The sequence below is a fragment of the Pseudarthrobacter sp. NPDC092202 genome (genome assembly GCF_044755505.1).
Taxonomy (GTDB): Bacteria; Actinomycetota; Actinomycetes; order Actinomycetales; family Micrococcaceae; genus Arthrobacter.
Map to the genome: position 1 here is coordinate 22,231 of NZ_JBIVRG010000001.1, position 13,081 is coordinate 35,311.

A 13,081-nucleotide genomic window follows, 5' to 3' on the forward strand; every position below is an offset into this window, starting at 1 on the left:
AAGCATGGAAACGATCAATCAGAAGCTCCTGAACTGGGCGTCCATCCTGGATGACAAGACCCGTGAGCAGGCGGTGCAGGCCTCGCAGTTGCCGTTCATCTATCCGCACCTTGCCTTGATGCCCGACGCGCACCTGGGAAAGGGCGCCACCGTCGGCTCGGTCATCCCTACCCTGCACGCGATCATGCCGGCGGCCGTGGGGGTGGATATTGGCTGCGGCATGATCGCCGTCCGGACCCAGTACTCGCTGGAGGACCTTCCCAGGGACAGGAAGAAACTGCGCGAGGACATCGAACGGGCCATTCCACTGTCCGCAGGGCACAACAACAGAAAAGTGCAGGCCACCGCGGAACCACGCATCGCAGAGCTGAAGAGACTGGCCGCTGAAGCAGGTTTCAACCCCGGCCAGTACGTGGAGAAGTGGGACCTCCAGCTGGGATCCCTGGGCTCCGGCAACCACTTCATTGAAGTGTGCGCTGACGAGTCCGACGCCGTCTGGCTGTTCCTGCACTCCGGTTCGCGCGGCATCGGCAACAAGATCGCCCAGCACCACATCGGCGTCGCCCAGCGCGTGGTGACAAAAAGCAAAATCTACCTGCCGGACCCGGACCTCGGCTACCTGGAGGAGGGCACACCGCAGTTCGACCGGTACATCGCCGAGCTGCGCTGGGCCCAGCACTTCGCGCTCCTGAACCGCGAAGAAATGATGGACCGGGTCAGCGCACAGTTCGGCCGGTGGGTGGGCGGGCCCGTCACGGAACTCGAGCGGGTCAACTGCCACCACAACTTCACCCAGCAGGAGGTCCACTACGGCAAGTCCGTCTGGGTGTCACGCAAGGGCGCCATCAAAGCCGCTCCCGGCGATCCTGGACTTATCCCGGGGTCCATGGGGACGTCGTCGTACGTGGTGGAGGGCCTCGGCAACGTGGCGTCGCTGAACTCCTCGCCGCACGGGGCGGGCCGGGAATACTCACGCAACGCCGCCCGCAAAACGTTCTCCCTGGAGGAGCTGAAGAAGGCCATGCGGGGCATCGAGTTCCGGGCCTCGGAGGCGTTCATCGATGAGATACCCGCCGCTTACAAGCCCATCGACGTCGTCATGCAGGACGCCGCGGACCTGGTCACCGTCCGGCACAAGCTGCGGCAGCTGGTCAACGTCAAAGGAAACTGAGCGGTCAAGGGCTAAGGGGCGCCGCACGTTCGCCGGAACGCTGCCACCGCGCCGGAGCGGAACGGCGAGCGGGTACCGTTCCGGCGATCCGGCGGACAGCGTCCGAATATGACGCTAGATGAACCCGCGTGACCCCCCGTTTCCGCGTCATTGAACGGGTTTGGGGCACTCCCTATGGTGAAACAATGACTAGTTCCAAGCCCGGGATGACCCGCATCGTGGCAGGCGAGAGCGCGGTACCCAAGCGCAAGCGTGCCATTGAGGCTGCCCTGGCCATCGGGCTGGTCCTGCTGATCGCCGTTGGCGCCGTGGTGGCCTCGACTGTTTCACGCAACACGGAGGCGCAGGCCGCTGAACCCACGCCCGCCGCTGAGCTCAAACTGGGGTACTTCGGCAACGTCACCCACGCACCCGCGCTGGTGGGCATCAAGCAAGGCTTCCTGGCAGAGGCCCTGGGCAGCACTGCGCTCAGCACCGAAACATTCAACGCCGGGCCCGCGGCTATCGAAGCGCTGAACGCCGGTGCTATCGACGCCGCCTACATCGGCCCCAACCCGGCCATTAATTCCTTCGTCAAGAGCCAGGGCCAGTCCGTGCGGATCATCGCCGGTGCCGCGGCCGGCGGTGCGCAGCTGGTGGTCAAGCCGGAGATCAACTCCGCCACGGACCTCGTGGGAAAGACGCTTGCCTCCCCGCAGCTCGGCGGCACCCAGGACGTCGCCCTCCGCGCGTGGCTTGCGTCCGAGGGGTACCAGACCAACGTGGACGGCAGCGGCGACGTTGCCATCAATCCCACAGAGAACGCCCAGATACTGAAGCTGTTCCAGGACGGAAAGCTCGACGGCGCGTGGTTGCCTGAGCCGTGGGCCTCGCGGCTGGTGCTCCAGGCCGGAGCGGAGGTCCTGGTGGACGAAAAGGACCTCTGGGACGGGGCCGGCACGGGCAAACCCGGCGAGTTCCCCACCACCGTCCTGATCGTCAACCAGAAGTTTGCCGCCGACCATCCGGAGACCGTCAAGGCACTCCTGGCCGGCCACGCGGAGTCGGTGGCCTGGCTCAACGAGGCCCCTGCCGCGGAAAAGGCCACCGTCATTAACTCCGCCCTGCAGGAATCGGCAGGGGCAGCCCTCGCCGACGACGTCCTGGCCCGGTCCCTGGCCAACATCACCTTCACCCTGGACCCCCTCGCCGGAAGCTACCCGCGGCTCCTGGAGGACGGCGTCGAGGCTGGCACCACCAAGCAGGCGGACATCACCGGCCTTTTCGACCTCCGCCCGCTCAATGGAGCCGCAGCAACCAAGATTTCAGCAGCCGGCCTCGGCCAGGACTGATCCACCCCCCTACCTAAGGACGGCACCATGCCAGTCGTACTGGAACACCTGGGCAAGCGCTTCGGCGACGGCGCCCCGGTACTGGACGACGTCAACGCCACCATCGGGAAGGGCGAGTTCGTTGCCCTCCTCGGTGCCTCCGGCTGCGGCAAATCCACCCTGCTGAACATCATCGCGGGACTGGAACCGCCGTCGTCGGGCGCCCTGGAAGTGCCCAGCGACGGTGCCGCCTTCATGTTCCAGGACGCCGCGCTGTTCCCCTGGCTGACCGCCCGGGAAAACATCGAGCTCGCCCTGAAACTCCGCGGCGTGGGCAAGGCCGAGCGCAAGGCCAAGGCCCAGGAGCTCCTGGAACTGGTGCACCTGGGCGCGGCGGGGGACAAGCGCCCGCACGAGCTTTCCGGCGGCATGCGCCAGCGCGTGTCCCTGGCGAGGTCCCTGGCGCAGGACCGCCAGCTGCTGCTCATGGACGAGCCGTTCGCCGCGCTCGATGCGATCACCCGCGACCTGCTGCACGACGAGCTGGAGCGCATCTGGAAGGAAACCGGGCGGACCATCGTCTTTGTGACGCACAACGTCCGCGAGGCCGTGCGGCTGGGCCAGCGCGTGCTGCTGCTGTCCTCCCGCCCCGGCCGCGTGGTCCAGGAATGGGCCGTCACCGAGGAACACCGCACCGACGCCGGGCTTGCCGGCCAGCTGACCGGGGTCATCACCGCCCGGCTCAGGGAGGAGATCCGCCGCCATGCCAAGTAAGTCCCTGTCCGGCTCCGCGCCGGCCACCGAAGCCCCGCACATCCACGCTGCACTCACCCGGACCTCCACCGGTAACGAGGACCTGCGGGAACTCGAATCCGGGCTCGACTCGCTGCAGTCCGACGCCGCCCGCAAGAACAGGATCGACTGGAGCCGCATCCTGCTGCCCATCGCAGCTCTGGTGGTGCTGGTACTGATTTGGCAGTTCTATGTGTCGCTGGGCTTTAAACGCCGCGACCAAGTCCCCGGGCCGCTGGATGTTCTGGGCCAGATGGGTGTCCTCTGGAGTGAGGGCAAAGTGCAGGAGTCCGTGTGGACCTCGCTGCAGCGCGGGCTGGTGGGCTTCGTCATTTCGGTGGCCATCGCGACTCCGGTGGGCCTCCTGCTGGCCCAGGTGGCGCCGCTGCGCCGCGCGTTCGGGCCGCTCATTTCCGGCCTTCAAGTCCTGCCCTCGGTGGCCTGGGTGCCGGCCGCGATCATCTGGTTCGGCCTCACCGACGCCACCGTGTACTTCGTGGTGTTCATGGGCGCCATTCCGTCCATCATCAACGGGCTGATCTCAGGCGTGGACCAGATCCCGCCGCAGTACCGGCGCGTGGGCACCGTCCTGGGCGCATCCCGGCTGGAGATGGCACTGCAGATTATCCTCCCGGCAGCCCTGCCCGGGTACCTTGGCGGGCTGAAGCAGGGCTGGGCCTTCTCCTGGCGTTCACTCATGGCCGCGGAAATCATCGCGGTGGGCGGCACCATCGGCTTCGGCCTGGGCTCGCTGCTGGACCAGGGCCGGCAGCTTTCCGACATGGCCGTGGTGATGTCGGCAATCCTGCTGATCCTCGCCGTCGGCATCCTGATCGAACTGCTGGTCTTCGGGCCCATCGAGAAGCGGCTCCTCCGCAGCCGCGGGCTCCTGGCCGGCAGCACCCGCTAAGCACCCCCGCTTTCCGTAACCCGCAGAGCCCGACGGCGCCACCCGCCGTCGGGCTCTCTGCTTTTCTGCGTCCCGTCCTGACGCAACTGGGGCACATTGACACGGACACGCCGGCAAACCCGACTGCCTGGTGCCAGACCAGGACCATAGTGCCCCACGACCGTGCCGGGCTCAGGCCCCGGAGTGGCAGACTGGCCCCATGACCGCCAGTTTTGTGTGTCGAACCGCGTCAGCCTTGCCCCCGGAGCGGCTGTTCGACCTGGCCCGCAGCGTTGACGCCCATGTGGAGTCCCAGAGGGGCTCGGGCGAGCGGGCGGTGGCAGGGGTGACGTCCGGGCTGATCGGTGCGGGGCAGGAGGTCACCTGGCGGGCCCGGCACTTCGGAATTCCGCTGACCATGACCAGCCGCGTCACCGCGTTCGACTTCCCCCGCAGCTTTACGGACGAACAGGTAAAAGGCCCGTTCAGGTCCTTCCGCCACATCCACGAATTCGAGCCCACCCGCGGCGGCTGCATCATGACGGACCGGGTGGAGTTCACGGCGCCGTTCGGCCCGCTGGGGCGCGTGGTGGAGCGGCTGGTCCTGCGCCCGTACCTGCAACGGCTCATCACGGACCGCGGACACTTCCTGGCTGGCCCTGCAAGGGAGCACGACGGCGGGCGGCAGGCTTTGTGACGCAGCGTTACCTTACGTGAACTGGTGTTGCTGCCCCGTTGTTGGCATCTGTGACGCCGCCCTACCGTTGATTCATGGCAATTCAGGATATCTACCCCACGGCGCTCCGCCTCCTTGGCCGCCCCGTGCTGGTGGTCGGCGGCGGCCCCGTTGCGGCCCGCCGCGCCAAGGGGCTGCTGGACGCCGGTGCACGGGTCACCGTCGTGGCCCCCGTTGCCTCCGCCGCGCTCAAGGAACTGGCCGACGCCGGCCTCCTCACCTGGGAGCCGCGCCCGTACCTTTCCGAAGATGTCGACGGCGTGTGGTTCGTCCAGACCGCCACCGGCGATTCCGCCGTGGATGCGCAGGTGTCGGCCGACGCCGAGGCGCAGCGCGTCTGGTGCGTCAACGCCTCCAACCATGAAGCCTCCGCAGCCTGGACCCCGGCTGTTGCCGAAGTGGACGACGTCAAGATCGCCGTGAACGCCGGGGGAGACCCGCGGCGCGCCATGGCCGTCCGCGACGCCGTCGCCACCGCCCTGGAAACCGGCGACCTTCCGCTGCGCCGCCGCCGCGCGCACCGTGGTTCCGTGGCACTGGTTGGCGGCGGACCCGGCGACACCGGCCTCATCACCGTCCGCGGCCGCCGCCTCCTGGGCCAGGCCGACGTCGTGGTGGCAGACCGCCTGGGGCCCCGCGAACTCCTCAACGAACTGGCTCCGGACGTCCGTATCATCGAAGTGGGCAAAACCCCGGGCCACCACCCGGTGCCCCAGACCGACATCAACCGCATCCTCGTCGAGGAAGCCCAGAACGGCCACCGCGTGGTCCGTCTCAAAGGCGGGGACCCGTACGTGCTGGGCCGCGGCGGCGAAGAGGCCGAATACTGCCGGCAGCACGGCGTCGAGGTTGAAGTGGTTTCCGGCGTCACGTCTGCGATCTCCGTTCCAGCCGCCGCAGGCATTCCCGTCACGCACCGGGGCCTGGCCAAGGGCTTCAGTGTGGTCACCGGACACGAGGAACTCTCAGAAGTCCCGGCCCGGGCCGACCACACCATTGTCCTGCTGATGGGTGTTGGCCAGCTGCGCGAATCCGCGTCCGCCCTGGGCAAAGCCGGCCTGCCATCCGGTACGCCAGTTGGTATCGTGGAAAACGGCTACTTGCCGGACCAGCGCGTGACGATTGGCACGCTTGGTTCCATTGCAGACCAGGCGGAAGCCGCCGGCGTCGCAAATCCCGCAGTAATTGTCATCGGCGACGTTGTGCGCGTGAGCCCCTTCGCGCCGTCGCACTTCAAAACCGCTGACTACAGCACCACCACCCCGAACAGCCCCCGCACCAGCAAGCCCCGAGTCCTCACCACCTAGCCCCGCTGGACCGAAGAAAAAGGAACACAGCCGTGTCATCAAGCACCACCGTAGGTTCTGCCGAACGTCCGCTGCGCGTCGCCGTCGTGGGCTCCGGCCCGGCAGGCGTCTACGCCGCCGACATCCTCACCAAGAGCGAAGCCGTCAAGAGCGGCGAGCTGACCGTGAGCATCGACCTCTTTGACCGCTACCCGGCACCCTACGGCCTGATCCGCTACGGCGTTGCCCCGGACCACCCCCGCATCAAGGGCATCGTCAACGCCCTGCACAAGGTCCTGGACCGCGGCGACATCCGCTTCTTCGGCAACGTGGACTACGGCACCGACCTCACCATCGAGGACCTCCGCACCCACTACGACGCCGTCATCTTCGCCACCGGCGCCATCAAGGACGCGGACCTGAACATCCCCGGCATCGAGCTGGAAGGCTCGTTCGGCGGCGCGGACTTCGTCTCCTGGTACGACGGCCACCCCGACGTGCCGCGCGAATGGCCGCTGGACGCCAAAGAAATCGCCGTGATCGGCAACGGCAACGTGGCACTGGACGTGGCCCGCGTCCTGTCTAAGCACGCGGACGACCTCCTGGTTTCCGAGATCCCGGACAACGTCTACGCCGGCCTGAAAAACTCCCCGGTCACCGACGTCCACGTGTTCGGCCGCCGCGGCCCCGCCCAGGTGAAGTTCACACCGCTGGAGCTGCGCGAGCTGTCCCACTCCAAGGACGTTGACATCATCCTGTACCCGGAGGACTTCGAGTTCGACGAGGAATCGGACCGCCAGATCCAGTCCAACAACCAGACCAAGACCATGGTGGGCACGCTCACCAACTGGATCGCCGAGCAGCCCGAAGACCTTTCCGAGCTGAAGGCTTCCCGCCGCCTGCACCTGCACTTCCTGCACAGCCCGGTGGAGATCTACGACGACGCCGAGACGCCGGGCAAGGTTGCCGGCATGCGGTTCGAGCGCACCGAGCTGGACGGCACGGGCAACGCCCGCGGAACGGGGGAGTTCGTGGACTACCCGGTCCAGGCCGTGTACCGCGCGATCGGCTACTTCGGTTCCGCCCTGCCGGAGATCGAGTTCGACCACACCAAGGGCGTGGTACCGAACGACGGCGGACGCGTCCTGGACGCCGCCGGCACCCACGTGCCGGGCATTTACGCCACGGGCTGGATCAAGCGCGGACCCGTCGGCCTGATCGGCCACACCAAGGGCGATGCCCTGGAGACCGTGACCTACCTGCTGGAAGACCGCGAAAACCTTCCCGTGGCGCAGGCACCCCAGGAAGAAGCCGTCGTTGAACTCCTGGATGCCCGCGGCGTGCAGTTCACCAGCTGGGAAGGCTGGCTGGCCCTGGACGCCCACGAACTGGCCCTCGGCGCAGCGGCCACCGAAGCCGGCGGATCGCATGGTGTGGAGGTCAAGCGTGAGCGCATCAAGGTGGTGCCGCGCGAGGACATGGTGAACATCTCCCGCGACGGCGTGGCAGCACAGGTCTGACGGACAAGGGTTCAGACGGCAGGAAAGCCGGCAGCGTGGGATCATTCCCGCTGCCGGCTTTCTGCGTTAACCCGGCCGCGCTACTTCCCGGCCCCGCCTGCGGCCATCAGCTCGAGCCGCCGAAGCGTTTCCCGGTTCCGGACAGCGATCAGGGGGTCGCGCAGGAATTTGGGGATCATCTTCCCCGGCCCGCGGACGGCGTCCTCGGAGATGGTGACCCGGCATTGCCCGTCCTGGTCCTCCAGCGTGATCACCACTTTGGCTTCACCCATCGGCCAGCCGCGGGCGGTGACTTCCAGCCGGCGGCCCGGCTCGACGGTTGTCACCTGCGTGCTGTCATCGATCACCAGCGGCCAGCCGCCCACGGAGTGGTGGAGCCGGGCGCCTTCTGCAGGCCATTGGTCGTCCACGGCCCGGATCCGGGAGGTTCCCACCACCCAGCCGGAGTAGAGCCATCCGTCGGCGATGACCCGCCACACGTCGGCGGCGGGGGAGTTGAACAGCTGCGACACGGTGGACATGGTGTTCCTTTCTGTAGCGGCGGGTGCGGCTGAGGCAGGGGCGGAGGTTGCGACCGCGGCTGGTGCGGGCCGCTGCGCCGCCCGGTAGGAGTGTTCCCTCAGCCTGCGGGTCCAGGCGTAGGTGTGGGCTCCAGGCGGCTGGTTCTCCAGGGGATTGAAGCGCAGGGGAGTATCAGCCGGTGCCGGTTCCGCCCGCAGGCGGAGCTCGCCGCATTCGCGCCAGGGCCCCGCGGGTTTGGCCCAGTAAAGGTTGAGCACCCATTCCCCGGAGGCCAGCGGCCCGGCCGGCAGCTCGCTGGTCCGCAGCCCCAGCAACACCGGCCCTTTCGCGCCCCGGTACGGCATGAGTGTTGTGAAGGCGGCGCTGGCAACGTCCAGTTTCGGCTGGAGCAGGAACCTGCCGGGAAGCCGCCAGCCGGTGGAGGCGAACAGCACGTCTGTGATGCCGCCGGAGGATGGCGTGATGCGGAGGGCCAGGCCCAGGATGTCCGGAAGCTGCTGGGGCAGCCCCACCGATCGCGAGAACCGGGCTTTGACGGAGTCGATGCCCGGAGTATCGAGCCACTCCACCCCGCTGGTTGCCCCGGAACTGCCTGTCCGCGTCAGCCGTCCTGCCAGGCCGATGCCCTCCGGGTGGATGGGCCGGTCCGGCCTGGCCAGCTTCAGCATCCGGAACAGGCCGGCGAAGGCGCGGCCTGCCGTCTCCGTGACGGCGGGGGTCACATCCCCGGGTGCGGCAGGGCCGGCGCCGGGGGTTTGGTCTATGGCTGCGGAATGCTTCATGGTTCCTCCGTACCCCGAAACAGGCTGGAACTACATCCGGCCGAACCGTGACCGGACCAGGGCAAAAAACCCGTAGGCGATGAATCCGGCGCCGATGGCCACCAGCAGGGTCGGCCCGAACGGGTGGTCCCGCAGGGCTTTGAGGCTGCCGTCCAGTCCGGTGGACTCCTCGGCGTTGTGCTTGGCGGCGGCGATCACGAAAAGCAGCCCGGTGAGGAACAGCGCTATCCCTTTGGCGATGTGCCCGGCAACCCCAAGCGTGTCGATCAGCCGGCCGCGCCGGGTGCCGTCAAAGTGGAAGAGCTCCTCCTTGAACCCTCGCCGCACACCCTTGGCCACAAAGTAGTTCCCAATCCCGATGATTGTCAGGCCCAGGGCCACCAGCGCCCACAGTCCCGCGGGCGTGGCCATCAAGGAGGCACTGAAATCCCGGGTGCTTTCGCTGGAGTCCCCCCGCATGCCCACGGCGAAGCCCGCGAAGCTGAGCCCCACGCTGGTGTAGGCGATGGCCAGGAAGCCCGAGGAGATGAGCTTGGAGAGCCGCTCCTTCCGCGGCAGCGGGCGGGCCCGCAGGGTCGCCTCGCTCGCCTGCCACAACCCCAGGCCGAAGCACGCCAGCACGCAGGACCACATAACTGCCGTGCCCCAGGGGTTCGCGGCCAGCTGCTCAATGGCGCCCGTGGGTTCCGCCTCGCCGGGCTGCCCGAAGGCCACAGCGATGGCAATGGCGCCGATGATGACGTGCAGCAGGGCCATGACGGCGAAGCCGGCCCGGGCCAGGACATCCAGGGTTTTGGTGTTGGACACCTGCTCGACGGCATCGGCGGCCTGGCTGATGGTGGAATCCCCGTCCGACATCGGTCAGCCGTTCATCGGCCCTTCGGCGCGCAGCTTTTCGGCACCCGGTCCCTCCACGTGCACGGTGCAGCGGACCACAAGCTTGCCCGGTGCATTGTCCAGCTCCACAAGTGAATCGTCCGCACTGAGGACCGTGAACACCTGGGAGTCCGCCACGACGGACACCCCCTTGGCCTTGGCGGTTTCCCGGGCGTTGGCCAGGGCCTCGTCCTGCAGGTTTCCTACGTATGCGTCTTCTTGTTCCCGCGCCGGGTCACCAAATGCCCAGCCGAACAGCGTCCCTGTGTTTCCCATGGCCACGATATTACGCGTTCCGCCCGTGGAAGACGGGCTTTCGTAACATTAGTAAGTGTGCTTACCATGGGCGGACCATGACCTTGATGGGACACGGCAACTGAAGTCCGCAGGCGCGGCATCTTAGGCACCTCAACGATAGGAATGCACACCATGGCAGGAAATCTCATTGCCCGTTCAGTTCACGATCTCACGGCCGCGGCCTGGTTTGGCGGTTCGCTTATGGGCGCCATCGGCCTGAACGGGGCGGCAGCGGAGGCGAAGGACCCGTCCGAGCGGACGCGGCTCTCCAGCGCCGGCTGGATGAAGTGGGCGCCGTTCCAGACGGCAGCGTTCGCCTCGCACCTGGTGGCGGACCTCGCCATCGCCTGGGAGAACAAGGGCCGCATCGCCAAGCAGGAAGGCGTGGCCAGGGACACCGTGATCAAGACCGCGGTCACCGTGGTGGGCGCCGCAGTGACCCTGTACTCCGGCATCCTGGGCAAGAAGGTGGAGAAGTTGGCCGCCGAAGGCGCCGAGGGTGCCACGGAACCGCGCCCTGACGCCTCGGAGGAGCTGAAGGCCGCCCAGCAGCAGCTGAAGATGCTGCAGTGGGCCATCCCGGCCTTTGCCGGAGCGGTCGTGGTCCTGGGCGCCAAGCACGGCGAGATGCAGCGTCCCAAGAACGTGTTTGCGGGGCTTCGCTCCTAGGCGGACCGGTGCCTGCCTGCAGGCGCCAAGGCGGCAACGCACGACGACGGCCCGGCACCCAGGTGCCGGGCCGTCGTCGTGCGTCCCCTCCCCTTAAAGGAGTTTTTGTCCAGATATGGCGGGTTTCAGGCCTTGGAAGTCTGCATATCTGGACAAAAACTCCGGAGGTTAGATGGGTTTGGTGCCGGCCGGGGGGAGGTCCGGGTTCATGTCTTCGAGGTGCGGGTCCTCAGCCGTCCAGACCTGGATGATGGCCCAGGTGACGGCCGCCAACGGAACGGACAGGACCGCGCCCACGATGCCCGCCAGGATGGTGCCGGCTGTCAATGCCATCAGGATTACCAGGGCGTGGAGCTGGAGCGATTTGCCCATGACGATCGGCTGCAGGAGGTCGCCTTCGAGCTGGTTGACCGCGATCACCACGGCCACCACGATCAGGGCAACCACCGGGCCGTTCGCCACCAGGGCTACGAGGGCCGCAAGGATGCCGGCCACAGTGGCGCCCACCAGGGGGACGAAAGCGCCAATGAACACAATGATGGCCAACGGAACAGCCAAGGGAACCTGCAGGATGAGCAGCGCGGCCCCGATGGCTACGGTATCCACCAGCGCCACGATCGCGGTGCCGCGGACGTAGCCGCCGAGTACCTCCAGGGTGCGGCTGCCTACCCGGCGCAGCTTCGCCTCGCGGGTGCCGCTGAAGGGGCGGAGGAAGAAGTTCCAGATCTTGGCGCCGTCCTTGAGGAAGAAGAACAGGATCACAATCATTAGGGCGGCCCCGGCAAGGAATTCGGTAACCACCGAGAGCCCGGTGATGGCGCCGGAACGCACCTGGCTGCTGGCGGCAAAGTCAATGATTCCCTGCCGCGCCTGGTCGAGCTGATCCTGGTCGAGCGGAATTGGACCTGTCAGCAGGAACTGCTCCAGCTCGTCCAGGCCTGAGGACGCCTGGGCCGCCAGTTCGCCCCACTGGCTGCGGACCGAGAAGTAGATCACCGTGCCAACCCCGCCGAGGAGCAGCAGCAGCGCGATGAACGCGATGCCTGTGGCCAGTCCGCCGCGCATTCCCCGGCGCCGGAGCATGTTCACGAACGGGCCGATGGCGGCGGCCAGGATCAGCGCAATCAGGATGGGAATCACCAGGAGCTTGATCTGCATCAGCGCGTAGACGGACACCACCGCGACAGTAAGGATCAGCAGTATCTGGGCCGACCTGATGCCCACCCGGCCCAGGCCGTCACCCCACAGCTGGGAGGGGGACTTTATTTCCCTGGGAATCCGGGCCGCCGGACGCGCTTGCGGCGTCCCCGACAAGTCCGTCCCTGACAAGTCCGTCCCGTTTAACTCCGTCCCGGTTGAATCGGTCCCTGCCGGTTGCGAGGGCTCTTTGCCCAGCTCATGCTCGGTCAGGCGTGATGATCGCGCCATGGAAACTCCTCATCGTCAGCGGAGCCCGCCGCGCCGGAATAGACGGCGGACGGGACTACCTTCTTCAGATAGTAAGCCTACTGACCGATTAAGCCCTGACGAAACCCCGGATGCTGCACTATCCTGCCAGCCACTCCGCGCAGGAGTTCAAGTTCCGGTCAACGGTGGCGGCCGCGGCGTCCTCGTCCCCCGCTTCAATGGCGTCCGCCAGGAGGTCGTGGCCTTCGCGGGGTCGGCCGTCGAACCCGGGCCGGCGCTGCTGCTTGAGGAGGTCCTGGTGGAAGGCGCTGCCGAAACTGAGGTACAGCTCGTGCAGCAGGGGATTGCCGGAGGCCTGCGCCACCCGTTCGTGGAACCCCCAGTCCGCCCTGGCCCAGGCCTCGTAGTCTCCGCGGCTCCAGGCCTGGTCGCGGGCGGTGAGCAGCGCACGCAGGGCCGTAACGTCGTCGGCCGTTGCATTGCGGGCCGCCAGGCGGGCAGCCTGGGTGTCCAGGCCCAGCCGGACTTCAAGGATGTGCTGCTCGGTATGGTCCTGGTACATGCGCCGGGCGGCGCCGGAAAGTTCGCTGGTGGCGCGGACATAGGTGCCGTCGCCGCGCCGCACCTCCAGCATTCCGCTATGGGCGAGGGCCTTGATGCCCTCGCGGAGGGTGCCGCGCGAAACCCCCAGGCCGGCCATCAGTTCCGGTTCGGAGGGGATGCGCTGGTGGAGGGGCCATTCGCCGGACTGCACCATGGCGCGCAGTTTGGCAGTGACCTCGTCGGCGAGCGGCGGGCGGGCCGAAGGGCTCAGGGCCATGGCT

The 13,081-nt window shown here is 67.4% G+C and carries 13 protein-coding genes; 8 read left to right on the plus strand and 5 right to left on the minus strand.

The genetic code is table 11. From position 1 onward, the window contains the following. Positions 1 to 4 precede the first annotated feature (4 nt). The 7 genes from ACIQF4_RS00115 to ACIQF4_RS00145 all read left to right on the plus strand — a co-directional run bounded on the left by ACIQF4_RS00115 (position 5) and on the right by ACIQF4_RS00145 (position 7,704). On the plus strand, positions 5 to 1,171 hold the full coding sequence (locus ACIQF4_RS00115; protein ID WP_400516215.1) for an RtcB family protein: 1,167 nt from the start codon (positions 5 to 7) through the stop codon (positions 1,169 to 1,171). Positions 1,172 to 1,377: 206 nt separating this feature from the next. Beyond that, entirely contained in the window at positions 1,378 to 2,502 is a 1,125-nt protein-coding gene (locus ACIQF4_RS00120) for an ABC transporter substrate-binding protein (RefSeq protein WP_400516301.1), read from the plus strand. Between the two features lie 27 nt (positions 2,503 to 2,529). Next, positions 2,530 to 3,255: an ABC transporter ATP-binding protein gene (locus ACIQF4_RS00125; RefSeq protein ID WP_066278184.1), complete on the plus strand. Its 726-nt coding sequence runs from the start codon at positions 2,530 to 2,532 to the stop codon at positions 3,253 to 3,255. Beyond that, positions 3,245 to 4,183, plus strand: coding sequence for an ABC transporter permease (locus tag ACIQF4_RS00130; RefSeq protein ID WP_400516216.1), 939 nt, complete (start codon positions 3,245 to 3,247; stop codon positions 4,181 to 4,183). The genes ACIQF4_RS00125 and ACIQF4_RS00130 overlap by 11 nt, the downstream gene beginning before the upstream one ends. 199 nt (positions 4,184 to 4,382) lie before the next feature. Beyond that, entirely contained in the window at positions 4,383 to 4,859 is a 477-nt protein-coding gene (locus tag ACIQF4_RS00135; RefSeq protein WP_400516217.1) for an SRPBCC family protein, read from the plus strand. Between the two features lie 74 nt (positions 4,860 to 4,933). After that, positions 4,934 to 6,205, plus strand: a complete 1,272-nt coding sequence (cobA, locus tag ACIQF4_RS00140) for a uroporphyrinogen-III C-methyltransferase (RefSeq protein WP_400516218.1) — start codon at positions 4,934 to 4,936, stop codon at positions 6,203 to 6,205. Positions 6,206 to 6,237: 32 nt separating this feature from the next. Next, a complete protein-coding gene (locus ACIQF4_RS00145; RefSeq protein WP_400516219.1) occupies positions 6,238 to 7,704 on the plus strand; it encodes an FAD-dependent oxidoreductase in 1,467 nt (488 codons plus the stop codon). An 80-nt stretch (positions 7,705 to 7,784) separates the two neighbouring features. Here ACIQF4_RS00145 and ACIQF4_RS00150 read toward each other — a convergent pair whose 3' ends face one another. Genes ACIQF4_RS00150 through ACIQF4_RS00160 form a run of 3 tightly spaced genes read right to left on the minus strand, consistent with a single transcriptional unit; the run spans position 7,785 to position 10,160 of the window. Then, positions 7,785 to 9,008: an SRPBCC family protein gene (locus ACIQF4_RS00150; RefSeq protein ID WP_400516220.1), complete on the minus strand. Its 1,224-nt coding sequence runs from the start codon at positions 9,006 to 9,008 to the stop codon at positions 7,785 to 7,787. 30 nt (positions 9,009 to 9,038) lie between these two features. Beyond that, complete coding sequence (locus tag ACIQF4_RS00155; protein ID WP_400516221.1) at positions 9,039 to 9,866, minus strand: DUF1206 domain-containing protein; 828 nt, start codon at positions 9,864 to 9,866, stop codon at positions 9,039 to 9,041. Positions 9,867 to 9,869: 3 nt separating this feature from the next. Then, positions 9,870 to 10,160 (minus strand): hypothetical protein, encoded by a 291-nt coding sequence (locus tag ACIQF4_RS00160; RefSeq protein WP_174180091.1) that lies wholly within the window; start codon positions 10,158 to 10,160, stop codon positions 9,870 to 9,872. A 153-nt stretch (positions 10,161 to 10,313) separates the two neighbouring features. Here ACIQF4_RS00160 and ACIQF4_RS00165 point away from each other — a divergent pair, with 153 nt between their 5' ends. Next, positions 10,314 to 10,850, plus strand: coding sequence for a hypothetical protein (locus ACIQF4_RS00165; RefSeq protein ID WP_400516222.1), 537 nt, complete (start codon positions 10,314 to 10,316; stop codon positions 10,848 to 10,850). 168 nt (positions 10,851 to 11,018) lie between these two features. Here the strand turns inward: ACIQF4_RS00165 and ACIQF4_RS00170 are convergent, their stop codons facing one another. Together ACIQF4_RS00170 and ACIQF4_RS00175 are read right to left on the minus strand one after the other, a co-directional pair. Then, positions 11,019 to 12,278 (minus strand): AI-2E family transporter, encoded by a 1,260-nt coding sequence (locus ACIQF4_RS00170; protein ID WP_400516223.1) that lies wholly within the window; start codon positions 12,276 to 12,278, stop codon positions 11,019 to 11,021. A 118-nt stretch (positions 12,279 to 12,396) separates the two neighbouring features. Further along, entirely contained in the window at positions 12,397 to 13,077 is a 681-nt protein-coding gene (locus tag ACIQF4_RS00175) for a FadR/GntR family transcriptional regulator (RefSeq protein WP_350004517.1), read from the minus strand. Positions 13,078 to 13,081 lie beyond the last annotated feature (4 nt).

Bases quoted from the DNA above. Each gene is read 5' to 3' on its own strand.
- ACIQF4_RS00160 (WP_174180091.1), bottom strand. From the start codon at position 10,160: ATGGGAAACACAGGGACGCTGTTCGGCTGGGCATTTGGTGACCCGGCG.
- ACIQF4_RS00175 (WP_350004517.1), bottom strand. From the start codon at position 13,077: ATGGCCCTGAGCCCTTCGGCCCGCCCGCCGCTCGCCGACGAGGTCACT.
- ACIQF4_RS00150 (WP_400516220.1), bottom strand. From the start codon at position 9,008: ATGAAGCATTCCGCAGCCATAGACCAAACCCCCGGCGCCGGCCCTGCC.
- ACIQF4_RS00135 (WP_400516217.1), top strand. From the start codon at position 4,383: ATGACCGCCAGTTTTGTGTGTCGAACCGCGTCAGCCTTGCCCCCGGAG.
- ACIQF4_RS00170 (WP_400516223.1), bottom strand. From the start codon at position 12,278: ATGGCGCGATCATCACGCCTGACCGAGCATGAGCTGGGCAAAGAGCCC.
- ACIQF4_RS00125 (WP_066278184.1), top strand. From the start codon at position 2,530: ATGCCAGTCGTACTGGAACACCTGGGCAAGCGCTTCGGCGACGGCGCC.
- ACIQF4_RS00165 (WP_400516222.1), top strand. From the start codon at position 10,314: ATGGCAGGAAATCTCATTGCCCGTTCAGTTCACGATCTCACGGCCGCG.
- ACIQF4_RS00115 (WP_400516215.1), top strand. From the start codon at position 5: ATGGAAACGATCAATCAGAAGCTCCTGAACTGGGCGTCCATCCTGGAT.
- ACIQF4_RS00130 (WP_400516216.1), top strand. From the start codon at position 3,245: ATGCCAAGTAAGTCCCTGTCCGGCTCCGCGCCGGCCACCGAAGCCCCG.
- ACIQF4_RS00155 (WP_400516221.1), bottom strand. From the start codon at position 9,866: ATGTCGGACGGGGATTCCACCATCAGCCAGGCCGCCGATGCCGTCGAG.
- cobA (WP_400516218.1), top strand. From the start codon at position 4,934: ATGGCAATTCAGGATATCTACCCCACGGCGCTCCGCCTCCTTGGCCGC.
- ACIQF4_RS00120 (WP_400516301.1), top strand. From the start codon at position 1,378: ATGACCCGCATCGTGGCAGGCGAGAGCGCGGTACCCAAGCGCAAGCGT.